General features: G+C 69.5%; 17 protein-coding genes and 1 riboswitch. Of the genes, 3 read left to right on the forward strand and 14 right to left on the reverse strand.

Features of this window, described 5'->3' with window-relative positions:
- Positions 1-29: 29 nt before the first annotated feature.
- The 4 genes from ACGFNH_RS01610 to ACGFNH_RS01625 form a co-directional block, all read right to left on the reverse strand.
- Positions 30-1,085, reverse strand: coding sequence for an NlpC/P60 family protein (locus ACGFNH_RS01610; RefSeq protein WP_393650955.1), 1,056 nt, complete (start codon positions 1,083-1,085; stop codon positions 30-32).
- A 292-nt stretch (positions 1,086-1,377) separates the two neighbouring features.
- Positions 1,378-2,406, reverse strand: coding sequence for an NlpC/P60 family protein (locus ACGFNH_RS01615; protein ID WP_393650956.1), 1,029 nt, complete (start codon positions 2,404-2,406; stop codon positions 1,378-1,380).
- A gap of 278 nt (positions 2,407-2,684) precedes the next feature.
- Positions 2,685-4,055 carry an NYN domain-containing protein gene (locus ACGFNH_RS01620; protein WP_393651467.1) on the reverse strand — a complete coding sequence of 457 codons (1,371 nt, stop codon included), beginning with the start codon at positions 4,053-4,055 and terminating at the stop codon, positions 2,685-2,687.
- 74 nt (positions 4,056-4,129) lie between these two features.
- On the reverse strand, positions 4,130-4,315 hold the full coding sequence (locus ACGFNH_RS01625) for a hypothetical protein (RefSeq protein ID WP_393650957.1): 186 nt from the start codon (positions 4,313-4,315) through the stop codon (positions 4,130-4,132).
- A 132-nt stretch (positions 4,316-4,447) separates the two neighbouring features.
- Here ACGFNH_RS01625 and ACGFNH_RS01630 point away from each other — a divergent pair, with 132 nt between their 5' ends.
- Both ACGFNH_RS01630 and ACGFNH_RS01635 read left to right on the forward strand, forming a co-directional pair.
- Positions 4,448-5,257, forward strand: a complete 810-nt coding sequence (locus tag ACGFNH_RS01630) for a rhomboid family intramembrane serine protease (protein WP_393650958.1) — start codon at positions 4,448-4,450, stop codon at positions 5,255-5,257.
- Positions 5,254-5,535 (forward strand): Lrp/AsnC ligand binding domain-containing protein, encoded by a 282-nt coding sequence (locus ACGFNH_RS01635; protein ID WP_360853313.1) that lies wholly within the window; start codon positions 5,254-5,256, stop codon positions 5,533-5,535. The genes ACGFNH_RS01630 and ACGFNH_RS01635 overlap by 4 nt, the downstream gene beginning before the upstream one ends.
- A 960-nt stretch (positions 5,536-6,495) precedes the next feature.
- Here the strand turns inward: ACGFNH_RS01635 and ACGFNH_RS01640 are convergent.
- From ACGFNH_RS01640 to ACGFNH_RS01665, 6 genes are all read right to left on the reverse strand, one after another.
- On the reverse strand, positions 6,496-7,971 hold the full coding sequence (locus ACGFNH_RS01640) for an aminotransferase class V-fold PLP-dependent enzyme (protein WP_393650959.1): 1,476 nt from the start codon (positions 7,969-7,971) through the stop codon (positions 6,496-6,498).
- A gap of 192 nt (positions 7,972-8,163) precedes the next feature.
- A riboswitch (SAM riboswitch) is annotated at positions 8,164-8,281 on the reverse strand.
- Between the two features lie 153 nt (positions 8,282-8,434).
- The gene (trpD, locus tag ACGFNH_RS01645) at positions 8,435-9,502 is read right to left on the reverse strand and encodes an anthranilate phosphoribosyltransferase (RefSeq protein ID WP_393650960.1); all 1,068 of its coding nucleotides are present in this window, start codon (positions 9,500-9,502) and stop codon (positions 8,435-8,437) included.
- 289 nt (positions 9,503-9,791) lie between these two features.
- On the reverse strand, positions 9,792-11,417 hold the full coding sequence (locus ACGFNH_RS01650) for a cytochrome bc complex cytochrome b subunit (protein ID WP_393650961.1): 1,626 nt from the start codon (positions 11,415-11,417) through the stop codon (positions 9,792-9,794).
- Complete coding sequence (locus ACGFNH_RS01655) at positions 11,414-12,481, reverse strand: Rieske 2Fe-2S domain-containing protein (protein WP_393650962.1); 1,068 nt, start codon at positions 12,479-12,481, stop codon at positions 11,414-11,416. Before ACGFNH_RS01655 ends, ACGFNH_RS01650 begins: the two co-directional genes overlap by 4 nt.
- Entirely contained in the window at positions 12,478-13,287 is an 810-nt protein-coding gene (locus ACGFNH_RS01660) for a c-type cytochrome (RefSeq protein WP_393650963.1), read from the reverse strand. The genes ACGFNH_RS01655 and ACGFNH_RS01660 overlap by 4 nt, the downstream gene beginning before the upstream one ends.
- Before the next feature lie 85 nt (positions 13,288-13,372).
- Complete coding sequence (locus ACGFNH_RS01665; RefSeq protein ID WP_393650964.1) at positions 13,373-13,993, reverse strand: heme-copper oxidase subunit III; 621 nt, start codon at positions 13,991-13,993, stop codon at positions 13,373-13,375.
- A gap of 135 nt (positions 13,994-14,128) precedes the next feature.
- Between ACGFNH_RS01665 and ACGFNH_RS01670 the strand changes: the two genes are divergently transcribed.
- Complete coding sequence (locus ACGFNH_RS01670; RefSeq protein ID WP_393650965.1) at positions 14,129-14,530, forward strand: hypothetical protein; 402 nt, start codon at positions 14,129-14,131, stop codon at positions 14,528-14,530.
- 79 nt (positions 14,531-14,609) lie between these two features.
- Here ACGFNH_RS01670 and ACGFNH_RS01675 read toward each other — a convergent pair whose 3' ends face one another.
- The 4 genes from ACGFNH_RS01675 to coxB form a co-directional block, all read right to left on the reverse strand.
- Complete coding sequence (locus ACGFNH_RS01675; protein ID WP_393650966.1) at positions 14,610-15,842, reverse strand: Ig-like domain-containing protein; 1,233 nt, start codon at positions 15,840-15,842, stop codon at positions 14,610-14,612.
- A gap of 112 nt (positions 15,843-15,954) precedes the next feature.
- On the reverse strand, positions 15,955-16,353 hold the full coding sequence (locus ACGFNH_RS01680) for a cytochrome c oxidase subunit 4 (RefSeq protein WP_393650967.1): 399 nt from the start codon (positions 16,351-16,353) through the stop codon (positions 15,955-15,957).
- Positions 16,350-18,086 carry a cytochrome c oxidase subunit I gene (gene ctaD, locus ACGFNH_RS01685; RefSeq protein ID WP_393650968.1) on the reverse strand — a complete coding sequence of 579 codons (1,737 nt, stop codon included), beginning with the start codon at positions 18,084-18,086 and terminating at the stop codon, positions 16,350-16,352. Before ctaD ends, ACGFNH_RS01680 begins: the two co-directional genes overlap by 4 nt.
- On the reverse strand, positions 18,083-19,045 hold the full coding sequence (gene coxB, locus ACGFNH_RS01690) for a cytochrome c oxidase subunit II (protein WP_393650969.1): 963 nt from the start codon (positions 19,043-19,045) through the stop codon (positions 18,083-18,085). The genes ctaD and coxB overlap by 4 nt, the downstream gene beginning before the upstream one ends.
- Positions 19,046-19,239 lie beyond the last annotated feature (194 nt).

Raw genomic sequence — 19,239 nt, forward strand, 5'->3', positions numbered from 1 at the left:
GTATCGGACAGGGAAGTCGGTGACGGGGCTCAGATACGGGTCACCGTGGCGCCGGGGATCATGCCGACGGGGTCGTAGCGCACCCGAGCGCCCGGGTAAGGCGCGTGCACCACCTGCCCGTTGCCGACGTACATCCCGACATGGCTGGCGTCGTTGCGGTAGGTGACCAGATCGCCGGGCCTCGCCTGGCTCAGCGGCACCTGCTGCCCGGCGAAGCGCTGCCCCTGCGAGGTGCGCGGGATGGCCATCCCCGCCTGGGCGTACGACCAGTAGGTCAGTCCCGAGCAGTCGAAGCCGCCGGGCCCGGCCATGCCCCAGATGTACGGTGCGCCGACCGCGCGCCGGGCGGCCGCCACGGCCGCGGCGGCGCGGGAGGACAGGGGCGCCGCGTCCCCCCAGGCACCGCCCGGGAGCGCGTCGGCGCGGCCGCCGGCGCGCGAGGCCCTGGCGTACGCCGCCCGCGCGTCGGGGGGCAGGGAGTTGAGCAGCGTCCGCGCCACCGCGAGCTTGCGCTCCACGGACTTCTTGCTGCGGGCGACATCGGCGCGGGAGCGCTCCAGCTCGGCGAGCTTCCGGCTCGCCTCCTGGCGTTCCTGCCGCAGGACGCGCTGCGCCTCCTGGAGGGCGCGCAGCCGGCCGGTCTGGCGGTTGCCGATCCGGTCGAGCGTGGACGCCTTGTCGAGATAGCTCTGCGGGTCCTCGGACAGGATCAGGGAGAGGGCGGGGTCGATGCCGCCAGAGCGGTACTGGGCTCCGGCGAGCGCCGCGAGCCCGTCCCGCAGGCGGTTGACCCGCTCCTGGCCGCGGGCGGCCCGGTCGCGCAGCTGCTCGGTCTGCCGGCTCAGCCGGTCATGGTGCTCGTCCGCAGCGTTGAACCGCTCCGTGGCGCGCTCCGCCTCCTCGTAGAGGCGGTCCACCCGCGACGTCACATCCATCGGGGTGTCGCGCGGGTCCGCGTCGGCGGATCCGGCGGAGAGCGCCGCGGCGGCGGTGGCCGCGGCGGCGGTGGCCGCGGCGGCGGACAGGACGGAGACCCGGGTGGCCCGGTCGGAACCGGACCGTGGGGGACGGCGATGGGACGCCACTGGCGGCCGCTCTCCCTTCCGCTGATTGGCCCCCACCGCCCGGTGGGCGGAGCTGGGGCCGACGACTGCGGGGCAGAGAGTAACCGCATGATCGCGCAGCGTTCAAAACCGGGAAGGGGTACGGAAAGTGACGCCCCGCCGGAGAACGCAGGTCACCGGCGGGGCGTGGAGACTTCGAGAGGGCGCCAATTCCCCCGGATGGGCGGTGTGCGGACTCCGTGCACCGAGGTGCGGAGCGACGCCGGCCGGAGGGAGTGAACCACCGGCCGTCCGCCGGGGATTCGCCCTGGGGTCAGACGCGGACCCCGAACTGGAAGGGCATGTTGTTGATCGACTCGTAGCGCACGCTGGCACCCGGCTTGGGGGCGTGCAGGATCTGGCCGTTGCCGGCGTAGAGACCTATGTGGTGCAGGTCGCCGTAGAAGAGCACCAGGTCGCCCTTCTTCAGGGCGCTCTGGCTGGAGATCCGCGTACCGGCGTTGGCCTGCGACTGCGAGGTGCGCGGCAGGGAGACACCGGCCTGCGAGTAGGCCCACGAGGTGAGACCGGAGCAGTCGAAGGAGCTCGGTCCTGTCGCGCCCCAGACGTACGGGGCGCCCATCTTGGACTGGGCGGCGGAGAACGCGGCCCCGGCGCGCTGCGAGGACGGCAGGGCGTTGCCGAGGTCCACGCGGCTGCTGGCACGGTTGGCGCGCTCGGCCTCCGCGGCGGCGAGCGCCGCACGCTCCTTGGCCGTCAGGGAGTTGAGCAGGGACTGGGCCTTGGAGAGCTTGCCCTGGATCTGCTTCTTGTTGTCCCCGAGCGTCTTACGGGTCTCCGCCAGCTCCTCGAGCTTCGTGGAGGCCTCCTGGCGCTGCTGCTTGAGCGTGCGCTGCTTGTCCGCGATCTTGCGGAGCGCCTCGGCCTGCTTGGTGCTGAGCTGGTCGAGGGTGGACGCCTTGTCGAGGTAGGTGTCCGGGTCGGAGGAGAGGAGAAGCTGCACGGACGGGTCGATGCCGCCGGTGCGGTACTGAGCGGTGGCCATCGAACCCAGGCCGTTGCGGAGCTCGTTGAGCTCGCCCTGGCCGCGGGCGACCTTGTCCTGGAGTTCGCCGACCTGCTTCTCGAGCTTGTCCTGCTTCTCCTTGACGCCGTTGAACTTCTCGGTCGCGTTCTCGGCCTCTTCGTAGAGCTTGTCGACCTTGGCCTTGACCTCTTTTTTGGTCGGCTTCGGGTCGGCCTGCGCGGCCTGGGAGGTCAGGGCGACAGCCGCAGCGGCGGTCGCGGTGAGCACGGTCACGCGCGTGCGGCTCGGCTGCTTGGGTCGACGGTGGGACGCCACGGAGGCGAGCTCCTTCTTCCTCAGCCGCCTGCCGGGTGAGTGGGGAGTGGAGCGATGACGCGTGCCCCGGACTCGGCGGTTCCCCCACGGTCATCCCGGATGGACGATCAACCGCGCGGAGGTTCGAGCCCAGACCTTAGTGACCTTCCTGTGATCGCTTCAAATCCTCACCCGAAAAAAGTCTGGTACGCCGCGCATTCTTTACATACTTCACACTGGCAGTAACGGGTACCTGACGCACCGCTGCCCCCAATTCGGGCAATAGGCCCAGGAGTTGCTCAGGTACGCGAAAGCCGTTTGAGCAGCAGAGCGGATGCAACGGGACGCGCGCCCGCGCGTGCGACCCCGTCGGCGACCTCGCGGTCGGTCGACACCACGACGACCGGACGGCCCGGCGGTTCGGCCCGTACGAGCCGGCGGATCAACTCGTCCGCGGTTTGCCCCGGTTTGCTGAACAGCACCCGAACTCCGCGCGGCGGCGCGAGCAGTACCGGTGCGGCCAGTTCCGCCCCGTCGAAGACGCACGTCATCTCGGCACCGGTCTGCGCCGCGAGCACCGCGAGCCCACCGAGCAGCCGCAGCCGCTGCTTCTCCAGCGGCATCGTGGGATAGCCGGTCTTGGTGACGTTGTAGCCGTCCACCACCAAGTGGGCCTGAGGCAGGGCGAGGAGCTGGTCCAGCAGCGCGGGGTCGGTGTCCGACAGGGCACGGCTGGCCACGTCCTTGGGCGTCATCCGGCCCGGCTCGACCGCTTCGACGGTGTCGGCCGGATGCATGGGCGCGGGCGGCAGCGCCAGCTCGCGGCGCAGTCCCTGCGCCGCGTCCAGCACCGTGTCCAGCAGCAACCGCACCCGCATGTCCTCGACGCTGCGGCCCTCGCGCGCGGCCCTCCTGCTCGCCTCGAGCGCGGACTCCGTCTCGGCCAGCCGCGTCTTCAGCCGCCGCGCCTCGGTCTCCGCGGCGGACTTCTCCGCCCCGGCGGCTTCCCGTACGGAGTCGAGCTCGGCCGCGGCCTTGCGCAGCGCCGCCTCCCCGCGCCGTACGTCGTTCTCCGCGCTGCGCAGCTTGCGATGCAGCCGGTCGGCGTCCTTGCGGACCGCCTCCAGCTCGGTGCGCATCTGCTCGGTCTCGTCGCGGGCGGCCGAGCGCGCGGCGGTCAGCTCCTCGCGCAGCCGCTGCAACTCCCGGGCCGTGTCCTCCTCGGCCTTCTCGGCCTGAGCGCGCTGCACTTCCTCGCCGGCGGCGGCGACCAGCTTCACCCAACCGGGCGGACGCAGCACGTACGCCGCGGCCGCCATGTCCAGCGGATCGGCGGCCGCCGGTACGGATCCGGCGTCCAGCGCCTCGGCCAGCTCCGGCTGCGCCTCGCGGACCAGCTCGGCGACCCGCTGCCGGAAGAGCGTGTGGCTCTCCAGCGCGGACGCCATGGCATTGCCCGCGAACTTCGCACGCCGGGTGGGGGTGAAGCGGGCGTACTGCCGCAACTGCGTCGGGAGTTCCGCCACGGTGAGATCGCCGAAGGCGTCCGCGACGAGGGCGATCACCTTCCGCCGTACGCCCTCGGGCAGCGGGCGGTCGAGCACCTCGGCGGCACCGGCGCCACCGGCGGCCTCGTCGGCCCCGGCAGCGCCGCCCTCGCTACGCTCCACCACCTGTCACCGCTCCGTTCTCAGGCGCTCTCGCCCGAGCGGTCCACCAGCTCGGTCCGGTCCACCGCGTCGCATCAGCGGCAGGACACCGTAACGATGGTCCCACCGACGACGTCACGCTCCTCGGCCCCGGCGTCACCGGCCGGGCCGAGGTGAACGTACCCGACCGCCCGGGTCGTACGGGTGACGCCGAAACGCGTGGGGTCGCCGCCGGGGGTGCGGCGCCGGCGGGTTTCGGCCGCCTGCTGGGAAACGCCCATGGATGTCGTCCTTCTCCGGGTGCTTTCCGTCACCCTACGACCTGGCGGGGAGGGGGCGCCGGGACCGGGCGGCGAACGGGGGCACGGCGAGGCACTCTGGGTAGTTTGGTCGGGTTGCGCCATGCTCTGTTCATGATCAGCAAGGCGATCACGGCGCAACGGGTCCGGGTGGCTGCGGCCCGAAGGTTCCTTCCCCGGGCACGGCACGGGCGCGAGCCGGTCGTGACGTACACGCTGATCGTCCTCTGCTTCGTGATCTTCGTCGCGGGCCCCTCCGCCGGCCTGAACCCCGTGTACGGGAGGGGGGCCGATCTACTCGCGGCCCAGGCGGCGCACTTCGAACGGTGGGGCGTCGTCCCCCACGACCTGCTGGCCGGCTCCGCCCGCGCCCTGCTCACCCCGTTGACGGCTCTGTTCGTGCACGGCACCTGGCTGCACCTGCTGGGCAATCTGCTGTTCCTCTTCGTCTTCGGCGGGATGGCGGAGGAGCGCATGGGGCGGGCCGAATTCACGCTCTTCTATCTCGGAGTCGGCTATCTGGCACTGGCCGGCTTCGCGGCGGCACACCCCGGCTCGACCCAGTCGCTGGTCGGGGCCTCGGGTGCGATCTCCGGAGTGCTGGGCGCGTTCCTCTATCTGCTGCCGACGGCCCGGGTCACCAGCCTCTTCCCCTTTCTCTTCTTCCTCCCGCTGCGCTTCCCCGCCTGGATGGTGCTGATCTTCTGGTTCGTGCTGCAGTGGCTTGCCGCCCGTGCCGTCACGACGAAGCCGGGCGTGGCCTACCTGGCGCACCTGATCGGCTTCTGCCTGGGCTTCCTCTACGCGTGGGCGCGTTACGGACGCGGGGCGAGCGGGGGCAGCGCCACGCGGCAGGGGAGCGCGGACGGTGAGGCTAGAGTGAGCAGCGCAGCCAGGGCGACCGAGGGAGAGAGCCAGCCGTGATCACCGCGATCGTGCTCATCAAGACCAGCGTGGACCGGATTCCCGAGATCGCCGAGACGATCGCCGCCCTGGAGAACGTCAGCGAGGTCTACTCGGTCACGGGGAACTACGACCTGGTGGCGATGGTCCGCGTCGGCGAGCACGACGACCTGGCGGACATCATCCCGGGGCGGATCAGCAAGATCCCGGGTGTCGAGGTCACGGACACGCATGTGGCGTTCCGGACGTACTCCCAGCACGACCTGGAAGCGGCGTTCGCGATCGGCCTCGACGCGTAACGGCTGCGGGCTCCGGCCCTCGCCGCCTCGCGCTGCGGGCCGGTGCCGATCCGGGGTTCGGGCTCGGAGGCTCGGGGCTCGGGGCTCGGAAAGCCTGGGGAGTTTCCGTGGGCTCCGCTCGACTTCGGGGTACGGGCCCCTTGGTACGCCCCCTTTCCCTTCGTCCCCTGCCCTTGAGAGTTGGGGGCCCTGCGCCTCTGCGCGCCGCGGTCCCGTTCCGCCTGCACGTCGGGGACGTGAGCCGGTTCCGTGCCGCCCCGCCCACTCCGATACGGCGGGATGCTGAGTGCCGCGTCGCCGTGTCGGGAGGTCCGTGGCCGTCCCGGTCCGGTCCGGTGGCCGCCCGCGGTCGCCGCCGTTGCACCCACCCGTCCCGCCTGGCCGTTGCCCCCGGTCCCGCCCCTGGCGGAGACCTGCCGCAGCGGCGGACAACGCACGCTGCGAACCGTGGCGGTGACCAACCGGCCGCGGGCGAGGGCTCGTTGACATCCGACCCCGCCCGGCGGACGAGGGCCGGCATGCTCCTGACCGCCGTCGACCGACTTCCGTGGCGCGGCCCGCCGCGCCGCGGAGTGCGTGGCCGTCAACTCACCGCGAACAGCAGCCCGTTGGAGCGGGTCTCGCCGGGCCGCGAGGCCGAGCAGCCACCTGCCCACCGTCCTGTCCACCTCGACCGAACCTTGGGCGTCCCGGGCCGAAACGGGCCGTCGAGGCCGTCGCAGCGCGGCTCGCCCGCACGCGTCCGACGACCCCCTGGGCACCGACCCGTCGGCGTCCGGGCTGCGCCCGGCGGCACACCCGTCCCCGGCCCAGGCCGCCCGGAGCACGGCCCGCCCGCCACACCGGGTGCTCGGCCCCTGCGACTGGACACCCTGACACTCTCAGCACATACGCCTGGCACACGGCGGGCCACCGTTGCGTCCGCGGCGCCCCGCCCCCGCCGCGCCCCCGGCCGCGCGCTTACGCGTCGCGGTCCGGGACGCAGCGGCCGTCCTCCGTGCGGTAGGTCCACTGGGCGCCGTTCGCGACCAGTTCCTTCACCGCCGCGACGAAGCGGTCCACGTGCTCGTCCGGCGTGCCCGCGCCGAAGCTGACGCGGATCGCGTTGAGCGACTTCTCCCCCGGTGCCGCCTCCGGCGCCCCGCACTCGCCCGGCTCGTCCGCATGGCTGCCCAGCAGCGTCCTGACCAGCGGGTGCGCGCAGAAGAGCCCGTCCCGTACGCCGATGCCGTACTCCGCGGACAGCGCCGCGGCGAAGTGCGAGCTGTTCCAGCCGTCGACGACGAAGGAGAGGACGCCGACCCGGGGGGCGTCGTCGCCGAACAGCGACAGCACCTTCACCTCCGGCACCTCCGCCAGCCCCTCCCGTACGCGCGTGACCAGCGCCTGCTCGCGTTCCACCAGCGCGTCGAAGCCCGCCTCGGTGAGCGCCTTGCAGGCCGAGGCGATGGCGTAGACCCCGATGACGTTGGGCGAACCGGCCTCGTGCCGCGCCGCCGTGGTGTGCCACTCCACGTCCACACCGCCGTCCGGGCGCCGGGCGACCGTACGGCTCGCTCCGCCGCCCGCGAGGTACGGGTCGGCGTCGCGCAGCCAGTCGGCGCGTCCGGCGAGGACGCCCGAGCCGAACGGGGCGTACAGCTTGTGCCCGGAGAAGGCCACCCAGTCCACGTCCGACTCCGCGATGTCCACGGGGTGGTGGGGTGCGAGCTGCGCGGCGTCGAGCACGATGCGCGCGCCGTGGGAGTGCGCGGCGGCGGTCAGCTCCCGTACGGGCCACAGCTCGCCGGTGACGTTCGACGCCCCCGTCACGCACACCAGCGCGGGACCGTACGGCTCCCTGCTCGCGAGCGCCCGCTCCAGCGTCTCGACGGCCTGCCAGGGTGTGCGCGGCGCGTCGAGGACCTCGACCTCGACGCCCGGTGCCTGCTGCCAGGGCAGCAGTGACGCGTGGTGCTCGGTCTCGAAGACGAACACCCGCGTGCCCTGCGGGAGTACGGACGCCAGGAGGTTGAGCGAATCGGTGGTGGAGCGGGTGAAGACGACCTGGTCGTCCTGGCGGCAGCCGAGGAACTCGGCGACGGCGGTGCGGCTGTTCTCGAAGAGATCGGTGGAGAGCTGCGACAGATAGCCGGCGCCGCGGTGGACGCTGCCGTAGTACGGGGCGAAGGCGGCGACGTCGTCCCACACACGCTGCAGCGCGGGCGCGCTCGCCGCGTAGTCGAGGGCGGCGTACGTGACTTCGCCGCCGGTGACGAGCGGTACGAGGACGTCGCGGCCGAGCACGGGCAGCGGGGCGCCCACGGTGGGCACGGCACAACAGGCGTCGGAGGCCGCCCCCGAGGCGGCGTCGTCGGAGGACGGGGCGGTGACGGTCTCAGCGGCGGTGGCGGTGAGGGTGGCGGTGGCGGTGGCGGCAGCAGGGCGCACGGACATGGCGGAATCTCCCGGTGAAAAGTGAAGGCTTCTCAAGGACGCACGCATCGCGCAGAGAGGCGAAGGCGTACGGGATGCGCCTCGACGCGCGGACGAACACCGCACGGAGGCTGTGGGATCAGGGCCGCAGGCCCTAGCGCATTCGCTGATTCACGGAAGATCTCCCTCGACGACCCAGGATCCCTGGCGAGGGATCCGCGCTTGCCGCAGACCTCGCTGCCTGCGGCCTGGTCATCACCCGGGGCACCCCGCCACGGACGGAGGGTTGCCGGACAGCGGGCCGGGGCCTGTGTCGCTGTCACTCGTGACCTGCCGAGCATCATGCCACAAGGTCATCACCGCGCAGGCCGCTGTCCGATACGTGGACAGCGGCCTGCCTCAGCGGCCTGTGGCGCCGAAGTGCGGTCCGTGGCGGCGGGGCGCCCCGCACCGCGTACCGGACCCGTCGAAGTCCTTGTGGCGCTCAGCCGTTGGTGGCCCCGACCCAGCGGTCCAGTGTCCGCCGCGCCGCACCCGAGTCGACCGACTCGGCGGCCCGCTCCAGCGCGGTCGCGATCTGGTCCGTGAGCGGCGCGTCCTGCGGGTTCAGGGCGACCAGCGCCGCTGCCGAGTTGAGCAGCACCGCGTCCCGTACGGGCCCGGTCTCGCCCGCCAGCAGCCGCCTGGCGACATCGGCGTTGTACGAGGCGTCGGCGCCGCGCAGAGCCTCCACCGGTACCAGTTCGATCCCGATGTCGCGAGGGTCGAAGGTCTCCTGCCGTACGGTCCCGTCCCGGACGACCCACACCTGCGAGGTGGCCGTGGTGGTCAGCTCGTCCAGCCCGTCGTCCCCGCGGAAGACGAGCGCCGACGAGCCGCGTTCGGCGAGGACGCCCGCCATGATGGGCGCCATGCGCGGGTCGGCCACACCGGTGGCCTGGGCCCGCACCCGGGCCGGATTGGTCAGCGGACCGAGGAAGTTGAACGTGGTGGGGATCCCCAACTCCCGCCGCGCGGGGGCCACATGGCGCAGTGCGGGGTGGAACTTCACCGCGAAGCAGAAGGTGATGCCCGCCTCCCCGGCGACCTCGGCCACCCGCTCCGGTGACAGATCGAGGTTGACGCCCAGCTTCTCCAGGACGTCGGAGGCTCCGCTCGCCGACGAGGCGGCGCGGTTGCCGTGCTTGACGACCCGCGCGCCCGTACCGGCCACGACGATCGCCGACATCGTCGAGATGTTCACGGTCTTCGCCCGGTCGCCGCCGGTGCCGACGATGTCCACGTTCGGCCCCGGGACATCGATGACGTTGGCGTGCTCGTACATCGTCCGGACGAGGCCGGAGACCTCCTCGACCGTCTCGCCCTTGGCGCGCAGGGCGACGGCGAAGCCGGCGATCTGCACATCCGTGGCCTCGCCGCGCATGATCCGGTCCATGGCCCAGGCCGTGTCCTCGGCCGTCAGGTTCTGTCCCGCGAGGAGAGAGGTCAGGACATCCGGCCAGGTGCGGGCCGCCGCGGGGCTGTCAGCTCCGGCTGGGGTCACACGGTCCATGGTCCGCTCCTGGATGTCGGATGAGCAGGGGACGGCCGCCACCTGCGGCCTTGCGGCAAGCCTATCGGCGTGGCGCTCCCGGGCGGCGGCCGAGCCCGCAGTCCGGACAGCGAGGGGCCCGGCGACGGCCGAAGCCCGCTCCGTGAGCCCCGACGGTCCGCTCTCCCAGTGCCCGCGGACCGTACGGCGACGGGCTCGCACGCCCGAGGGCCCCGGGTCCGCTCCCCGAAGGGGCGGGCCCGGGGCCCTCGTCAGGCTCCGGCGGAGTCCGGCGCACCGGCGGGTCGGGTCAGTGGTGACCGTGGCCCTCGGTGATCTCGCGGTACTCCTCGGCGCTCGGCTTGGCAATCTGGCTGTCCCGGCCGTAGAAGCCCCGCGACATCCGCGCGCGCAGCTTCTGCGTGCGCTTGATCTTCCGCCGTACACCGTTCTCGTCGACCTCGGGGCCGAGTTCGAGCGGCGTGTACTGATCGTGCTGCGTGAGGGTGTGGAGCTGCTGCTGCGACAGCGGCTCGTGGACCTCGATGAACTCACCGTGCGGCAGCCGCTTGATGATGCCGGTCTCCCGGCCGTGCAGCACCTTGTCCCGGTCACGCCGCTGCAGACCCAGGCAGATCCGCTTCGTCGCGATGAAGGTGAGCACCGGCAGCACGAAGAAGCCGATCCGGCCGAACCAGGTGATGGCGTTGATCGACAGATGGAAGTGCGTGGCCCAGATGTCGTTGCCACCGCCGACGAGCAGGATGAAGTACACGCTCAGCCAGGCCGCACCGAAGGCCGTACGGGTCGGGGCGTTGCGCGGGCGGTCCAGGATGTGGTGCTCACGCTTGTCCCCGGTCACCCAGGACTCGATGAACGGCCAGACGGCGATGGCCACCAGCACCAGCGGGAAGATCATCAGCGGGATGAACACACCCAGCGCGAGCGTATGGCCCGCGAAGTTGATCTCCCAACCGGGCATCAGACGGATGAGGCCCTCGGAGAAGCCCATGTACCAGTCGGGCTGGGCGCCGGTGGACACCTGGTCCGCAACGTAGGGCCCCAGGGCCCAGATCGGGTTGATGCTCGCAATGGCCGCGATCACCGCGGTCAGACCGAACACCAGGAAGAAGAAGCCGCCCGCCTTGGCCATGTACACCGGCAACAGCGGCATACCCACCACATTGGTGTTCTTCTTCCCCGGACCCGGGAACTGCGTGTGCTTGTGGTAGAAGACCAGGATCAAATGCGCCACCAGCAGACCCAGCATCAAACCGGGCAACAGCAACACATGCACCGAGAAGAACCGCGGCACGAAATCCGACCCCGGGAACTCACCACCGAAGAGGAAGAACGACAGATACGTGCCCACGATCGGCACGGAGAGAATCGCACCCTCCATGAACCGCACACCCGTACCCGACAACAGGTCGTCCGGCAGCGAGTAACCGGTGAACCCGGTGAACATGCCCAGCACCAGCAGCAGGAACCCGAACAGCCAGTTGACCTCACGCGGCTTGCGGAACGCCCCCGTGAAGAACACCCGCATCATGTGCACGAACATCGCCGCGATGAAGATCAGCGCACCCCAGTGGTGAATCTGCCGGATCAGCAGACCACCCCGGACATCGAAACTGATGTCCAGCGTCGAGGCATACGCCTCCGACATCCGCACACCCTGCAACGGCACATAACTGCCGTGATACTCCACCTCGTTCATCGCCGGATGGAAGAACAGCGTCAGATAGACACCGGTCAGAATCACGATGATGAAACTGTAGAGCGCGACCTCGCCCAGCATGAACGACCAGTGGTCCGGGAAGATCTTGCGCATGTTCGACTTGGCCAGGCCGTAGATCCCCAGCCGGCCGTCCGCCCAGTCCGCAAGCCGCTCACCACGGGGCGCCGGACGGCGCTTGTCGGTTGCCGTACTCATCCGCGCTCCCAGAAGCTCGGGCCGACCGGCTCTTCGAAGTCGCTGAGCGCCTCGAGGTAACCGTCCTTGTTCACACCGATCCGCAGCTGAGGCAGCGCGTGACCGGCAGGGCCGAAGATCACTCGGCCGCCGTCCGCGAGGTCGAAGGTCGACTGGTGGCAGGGGCAGAGCACGTGGTGCGTCTGCTGCTCGTACAGGCTGATCGGGCAACCGACGTGGGTGCAGATCTTCGAGTACGCCACGATGCCCTCGTGGGACCAGTCGAGCTCGCGCTTGTCCTTGATGTTCTCCGGCTGCAGCCGGACGATCATCAGCGCCGCCTTGGCGATCTGGCTCTGGTAGTCGTGCGCGTCCTCCTCCAGGCCCTCGGGCTTGGCGAAGGTGAGCGAACCGACGACCACGTCCTCGGGACGCAGCGGCTCATCGGTGTTCTGGTTGATGAGCAGCTTGCCCTTGGACCACAGCGTGTGGCGGAGCTTGTCCTCGGGCAGCGGGCCGAGGTCGCGCAGCAGCACCACACCGGAGAGCGGCACCATGGCCAGCGCGCCGAACATCGTGTTGCGGATCAGCTTGCGCCGGCCGATGGCCGACTCCTTGGCGCCCTGCCGGAAGTCCGACATCACCTTGGCCTTGACCTCGGGCGGCGCCTCGATCGGGTGGCGCTCGTCCGCGGTCTCCGCGTCCGACATCAGCGTGCGGGCCCAGTGGACCGCGCCGGCGCCGATGCAGAACAGGGCCACACCGAGGGTGGTGCCGAGAGCGAAGTTCAGCGCGCTGATGTGACCGATCGGCCACACGTACACGATGTCTTCGATCCCGATGGCCACATACGACGCGATGAACGCGATCGTGGCCAGCATGGACACCGTGAAGAGCAGCGCGACGGTGCGCTCGGACCGCCTGGCGGCCCGTTCGTCGATGTCCTGGATGCGCGGCTGGTGGGGCGGCAGCCCGGGGTCGGCGAACGGGTCGTCCGCGGGGGCCAGCGTGCCGGCCCCGGCCTTTGCCTGCTCACTCGGCAGGTGTTCTTCGGACACGTCTTTGTTGGATCCAGTCTCGCTCATGACTTCTTGGCCTTTGCGGTGTGCGCGGCGACCCAGACGGCGGCGGCGATCATCACGCCCAGGCCGAAGATCCAGCCGAACAGGCCCTCACTGACCGGGCCGAGCCCGCCCAGCTCGAAGCCACCGGGAGAGGGGGAGTCGTCCTCACCGACTGCCTTGAGGTACGCGATGATGTCCCGCTTGTCCTGCTCCGGCATCGTCGTGTCCGGGAAGGACGGCATCTGCTGCGGGCCCGACTGCATGGCCTCGTAGATGTGCTTGGAATCGACGCCTTCCAGCTCCGGGGCGTACTTGCCTCCGGTCAGGGCGCCGCCCTTGCCGGTGAAGTTGTGGCACTGCGCGCAGTTGGTCCGGAAGAGCTGGCCGCCGTTGGCGATGTCCGCGCCGCTCGGGTCGTACTGCTCCTTGGTGGGAGTGATCGGACCCGCCCCCAGTGAGGCGACGTACGCGGCGAGCTGATCGATCTCGGCCTGCGAGTAGACCTTCGGCTTCTCCGGCGCCTGCGCGCCGGGCTGCTGCGCCGGCATACGGCCGGTGCCGACCTGGAAGTCGACGGCGGCGGAGCCCACGCCGACCAGGCTCGGGCCGTCAGAGCTGCCCTGACCGCCGGTGCCGTGGCAACTCGCGCAGCCGACGGCGTAGAGCTTCTTGCCCTCCTCGATGGCAAGGGACTGGGCGGTGTCTTGCGCCTGCGCCTTGTCCGCGGGCGCGAACGCTGCGTACAGCCCCCCGGTGACCGCCAGCGCGAAGAGTAGGACGACGAGCGCCGCCAGCGGATGGCGCCGTCGTGCGGAGAGCTTTTTCACGGATTACCCCGGTGTCAGGATCTTCTGCGTCGATGCTTTGGGTATGTCTGTGCGGTAACGCGAGTCCGGTGGACCGGACGGTCCGTTACTTGATCATGTAGATCGTGGCGAAGAGGCCGATCCAGACGACATCGACGAAGTGCCAGTAGTAGGACACGACGATGGCCGCCGTGGCCTGTTCGTGGGTGAAGCGCCTGGCCGCGTACGTCCTTCCGAGGACCAGGAGGAAGGCGAACAGACCGCCCGTCACATGCAGGCCGTGGAATCCGGTGGTCAGGTAGAACACCGAGCCGTAGGGGTCGGACGAGAGCGACAGGCCCTCGTGCTTGACCAGCTCGGTGTACTCGTAGATCTGACCGCCGATGAAGACCGCGCCCATGATGAAGGTGGTCACGAACCACATGCGCAGCTTCTTCACATCACCGCGCTCGGCGGCGAAGACGCCGAGCTGGCAGGTGAGGGAGGAGAGCACCAGGATCGTGGTGTTCGTCGCCGAGAACGGGAAGTTCAGGGCGTCTGCCATGTCCTTCCAGTGCTCGGCTCCCATCACCGATCGCAGGGTGAAGTACATCGCGAAGAGGGCCGCGAAGAACATCAGCTCGGAACTCAGCCAGATGATGGTTCCGACGCTGGTGAGGTTCGGCCGGTTGACCGACGGGTGCGCGTGCCCGGTGTCTACTGTCGTTGCTGTCGCCACGACCGACATTATGTCGGTCGCTTATCCCGCCCTCACTCCGGGGGGTACCGTTCGGTGTGTCAGCACTTCGGACCCCTCCTCGCCAGGGCCTCCGGCGGAGTAGGCTCCGCCCCAACGGACCCACCCCGACGACGCGGAGGAACGATGCAGCCGACTGCCACGGTGCTGGTCTACAGCGATGACGCGGGCACCCGCGAGCAGGTACGGCTGGCGACGGGGCGACGCCCCGCTCCCGGTCTCCCCGAGGTCGAGTTCGTCGAGTGCGCGACCCAGCCGGCCGTCCTGGATGCCCTGGAGGCCGGCGGGATCGATGTCTGCGTTCTGGACGGCGAGGCGACGCCCTCGGGCGGCATGGGCATCTGCCGGCAGATCAAGGACGAGATCTTCCGCTGCCCGCCCGTGCTGCTGCTGATCGGGCGCCCCCAGGACGCCTGGCTGGCGACCTGGAGCCGCGCCGACGCGGCGGTCACGCACCCGATCGACCCGGTCGAGTTCGCGGAGGCGCTGGCCGGACTTCTGCGGACACGCCTCGCCGTCGAGGCCTGAACCCTCGGAGCCCGAAGCCCGGATCCCGGAAGGTTCGGAGCCTGAATCCTCAGGGTCATGAGCCTTCCCGGTCCCGGCCTCAGACCGTGGGCCGCAGGCGGGCGGAGTCGGCCGGGGTGCTGTCCACATGGCTCCCTGCGGGGACCACGGCACTGCCCTTGCGCCACTTCGCCCAGTCCACGTTCCAGTCGCCGAAGCCGTTGTCGAACGGCGTCATCATGTCGCCGTTGCTGCCGACCACTTGGACGACGTCCCCGACCTTGACGGTGTCGAAGAACCACTTCGCGGCCTCGGTGCTCATGCCCGTACAGCCATGGCTCACGTTGGCGGCACCCTGCGACCCGGTGGACCAGGGGGCGGCGTGCAGGTACTCGCCGCTCCAGGTGACACGGGTCGCCCAGTAGACCGGAAGGTCGTAGAAGTCCGAGGCGCCGATGCTCGCGCTGGTCATCCGTACGAAGGATTCCTTGGCGAGGACGACCTTGACTCCGTTGCGCGTGTCGTATCCGGGCTTGCCCGTGGTCACCGGAATCGTGCGGATGACCTTGCCGTTGCGCTTGACCGTCAGCGTGTGGGCCCCGGCGTCGGTGATCGCCTCGACTCGGTCGCCGATGGTGATCTTGAGAGGTTTGGCCGAGCCGCCGTAGCGCTTGCCGACCTTGATGCCGTCGAGCTGGCTGCGCACCTCGACCGTGGCCCCGGCGGGCCAGTACTCGCGGGGGCGGAAGTGCAGCGTCTTGTCGTTGGCCCAGGTCCAGCCGCCCTCGACGTGGGGCTGGGAGTCGACCTTCAGCGCGCGCTCGACGGTCGCGCGCTCCTCGGCGCTCTTGACGGGGTGGCTCAGCTCCGCGGTGACGGGCTGGCCCACGCCGTAGGTGCCGCTGTCCGGGCCGAGAGAGACCTTCAGCAGCTTGCCGGCGGGCTTGGTGTCGAAGCCGATCGTACGGCGGCCGGGAGCGCCGTCATCATCCTCGGTGCTCACCCGGACGGTGTAGTGGGCGCCTGCGGCCAGCGGTGAGGTGCTGCGCCAGCGGGTGCCATCGGCGGAGAGTTCGCCGCGCACGTAGCGCCCTGCGGCGTCCGTGGCGGTCACGTCGGTGATCCTGCCGTCGTCGTCCTTGGCGGATATCTCCAGCGGCTTGTCTGGTTCTATCTTGCCGCCGTCATCCGCGTTGAAGGCTATTTGGTCGGCCGCGTCGTAGGGCGTGGCCGACAACGGGTGTCCGTCGTCGCAGGCGCCGGCGAATATCGCCAGCGGGGCTATCAGCAGAGCGCAGCTCGCTGCCGTCCGGATTCGAGAGGAGTGACTCATGGTCACAAACTAAGAAAACTTGGACCAAACGGCGCGTCGGGTGACTGCAAACGGGTCAGGCCCGGACAACCTGAGGGGTTGCCCGGGCCCGGTGCGTCCGTACGAGGGGTGCCTACTGGGTGCGGTTCTCGCCCCGGTAGTACTCGAAGACCCAGCCCCACAGGCCCATCAGGACGACGGGCAGCGAGAAGTACAGCAGCCACCAGCCGAAGACGATGCCCAGGAAGGCCAGCGCACCACCGATGGCCAGGGAGAGCGGCTGCCAGCTGTGCGGGCTGAAGAAGCCCAGGTCGCCGGCGTCGTCGGCGACGTCCGCCTCCTTGTTGTCCTGCGCCCCGGTGTCCACCCTGCGAGCCGTGAAGGCCAGGTAGTAGCCGATCATGACGGACAGGCCGAAGGCGAGGAAGAGCGCCGTGGTGCCCACCGGCTCCTTCGACCACACGCCGTAGACGATGGCCATGGCCAGGATGAAGACGGCCAGCCAGATGAACATGCGTCCCTGGATCTTCACTTCCCGGCCTCCTTGCCCTTGCCGCCCGCGAGCTCCTTCTCACCCGCGTGGAACTGGAGCTCGTCCAGCGCCGCGATCTCGGGGTGGTGCAGATCGAATGCCGGGGATTCGGAACGGATCCGCGGCAGGGTGAGGAAGTTGTGGCGCGGCGGCGGGCAGGAGGTCGCCCACTCCAGTGAGCGGCCGTAGCCCCACGGGTCGTCGACCTCGACCTTCTTGCCGTACTTGGCCGTCTTCCACACGTTGTAGAGGAACGGCACGACCGACAGGCCGAGGAGGAAGGAGCTGATCGTCGAGATCGTGTTCAGCGTGGTGAAACCGTCCGCGGCGAGGTAGTCCGCGTAACGCCGCGGCATGCCCTCCGCGCCCAGCCAGTGCTGCACCAGGAACGTGCCGTGGAAGCCGATGAACAGCGTCCAGAAGGTGATCTTGCCGATCCGCTCGTCCAGCATCTTGCCGGTCCACTTCGGCCACCAGAAGTGGAAGCCGGCGAACATCGCGAAGACGACGGTGCCGAACACCACGTAGTGGAAGTGGGCGACGACGAAGTACGAGTCCGAGACGTGGAAGTCCAGCGGCGGCGAGGCCAGGATGACGCCCGTCAGACCACCGAAGAGGAAGGTGATCAGGAAGCCCACGGACCACAGCATCGGTGTCTCGAAACTGAGACTGCCCTTCCACATGGTGCCGAGCCAGTTGAAGAACTTCACACCGGTCGGTACCGCGATCAGGAAGGTCATGAACGAGAAGAACGGTAGGAGCACTCCGCCTGTGACGTACATATGGTGCGCCCACACCGTCACCGAGAGGCCGGCGATCGAGATCGTGGCGGCGATCAGACCGATGTAGCCGAACATCGGCTTACGGCTGAAGACCGGGATGACCTCGGAGACGATGCCGAAGAACGGCAACGCGATGATGTACACCTCTGGATGGCCGAAGAACCAGAAGAGGTGTTGCCACAACAACGCCCCGCCATTGGCCGCGTCGAAGATATGCGATCCGAATTTGCGGTCCGCCTCCAGCGCGAGCAGCGCGGCCGCCAGCACCGGGAACGCGATGAGCACCAGCACACCGGTGAGCAGGACGTTCCAGGTGAAGATCGGCATCCGGAACATCGTCATGCCGGGGGCGCGCATGCAGATGATGGTGGTGATGAAGTTGACCGAACCGAGGATCGTGCCGAAGCCGGAGAGGGCCAGGCCCATGATCCACATGTCGGCGCCCACACCCGGCGATCGGACGGCGTCCGAGAGCGGGGAGTAGGCGAACCAGCCGAAGTCCGCGGCGCCTTGCGGGGTGAGGAATCCACCGACCGCGATGAGCGAGCCGAAGAGGTAGAGCCAGTACGCGAACATGTTCAGCCGCGGGAACGCCACATCGGGCGCGCCGATCTGCAGCGGCATGATCCAGTTCGCGAATCCGGCGAACAGCGGCGTCGCGAACATCAGCAGCATCACGGTGCCGTGCATCGTGAACGCCTGGTTGAACTGCTCGTTCGACACGATCTGTGTGCCGGGACGGGCGAGTTCGGCGCGCATCAGCAGCGCCATCACGCCGCCGATGAGGAAGAAGACGAACGACGTCGCGAGGTAGAGCGTGCCGATCGTCTTGTGGTCGGTGGTTGTCAGCCACTTGACCACGACGTTGCCGGGCTCCCTGCGGTGCGGCGGCATTTCGTCCTCGTAGGCCCCGCTCTCGGCAGCACCCTGGGGTTCGTTGAGGATGCTCATTCTTCGTTCGTCTCCGCATTCTTGGCGGCATCAGTCTGGGGAATTCCGGACTGGATGTAGCCGGTCTGGCCCTGCTTCGCCAGGTCCTTCAGGTGCGCCCGGTACCGCTCGGGAGAGACGACCTTGACGTTGAAGAGCATGCGTGCGTGGTCGACGCCGCAGAGCTCGGCGCACTTGCCCCGGAAGGTGCCTTCCTTGTCCGGAGTGACCTGGAAGACGTTGGTGTGGCCCGGGATGACGTCCTGCTTGAAGAGGAACGGCAGCACCCAGAAGGAGTGGATGACGTCGCGCGAGGTCAGGATGAACTGGACCGTCTCGCCCTTCGGCAGCCACAGGGTCGGGCCCGGGCTCGGGTTGCCCGGCGTCCACTCGCCCGGCGTGCCCGTGTCGTAGACGCCCTCGGCGCCCTTGGGCACGGCGGCGAGCCTCTTGTCCGGGATGGTGCTGACCGCGGCGGGGACCTTGGCAGGAGTGCTGAGATCGCCGTCGACGTTCTCCATGTAGTTGAAGCCCCAGCTCCACTGGTAGCCCACGACATTGATGACGTGGTCCGGCTTCTTGGAGGTCTTCAGCAGCTCGCTCTCATCGCGCGCGGTGAAGTAGAAGAGCACCGCGACGATGATGATCGGGACCACGGTGTAGAGGGCCTCGATCGGCATGTTGTACCGCGTCTGCGGAGGAACCTCGACCTTGGTCCTGGACCTCCTGTGGAAGATGACGCTCCACAGGATCAGACCCCACACCAGTACGCCCGTGGCGAGCGCAGCCGCCCATGAGCCCTGCCAGAGGAAGAGGATCCGCGGTGCTTCCTCCGTGACGGGGGTTGGCATACCGAGGCGGGGAAAGTCCTTGTATGTGCAACCGGTGGCGGTCGCAAGGACCATGCCCGCGGCAAGCGCCTGCGGCAGCTTCCGCCGCATCGGGCGCCGCGACGAGCGGTCGGAGCCGTTGGGACTCACGTAGCGCCTTCCCGAGAGTCTCGCCCGCGCGGCCGGCTGCGGCCGTCTCGCTGGTCGGTCGCCGGCCCTGTCGCGGGCAGGGGTTTGATGTTTATGCGGACCAAACCCTACTGGACGCAATTTGGGGTCGCGCGGGGAGGGTGCCCAACGCGGCGCGCCGCACCCCGAAGGGGTGGAACTGGCGCCCACGCGAG

This window comes from Streptomyces sp. NPDC048639 (assembly GCF_043199075.1).
Lineage (GTDB): Bacteria > Actinomycetota > Actinomycetes > Streptomycetales > Streptomycetaceae > Streptomyces.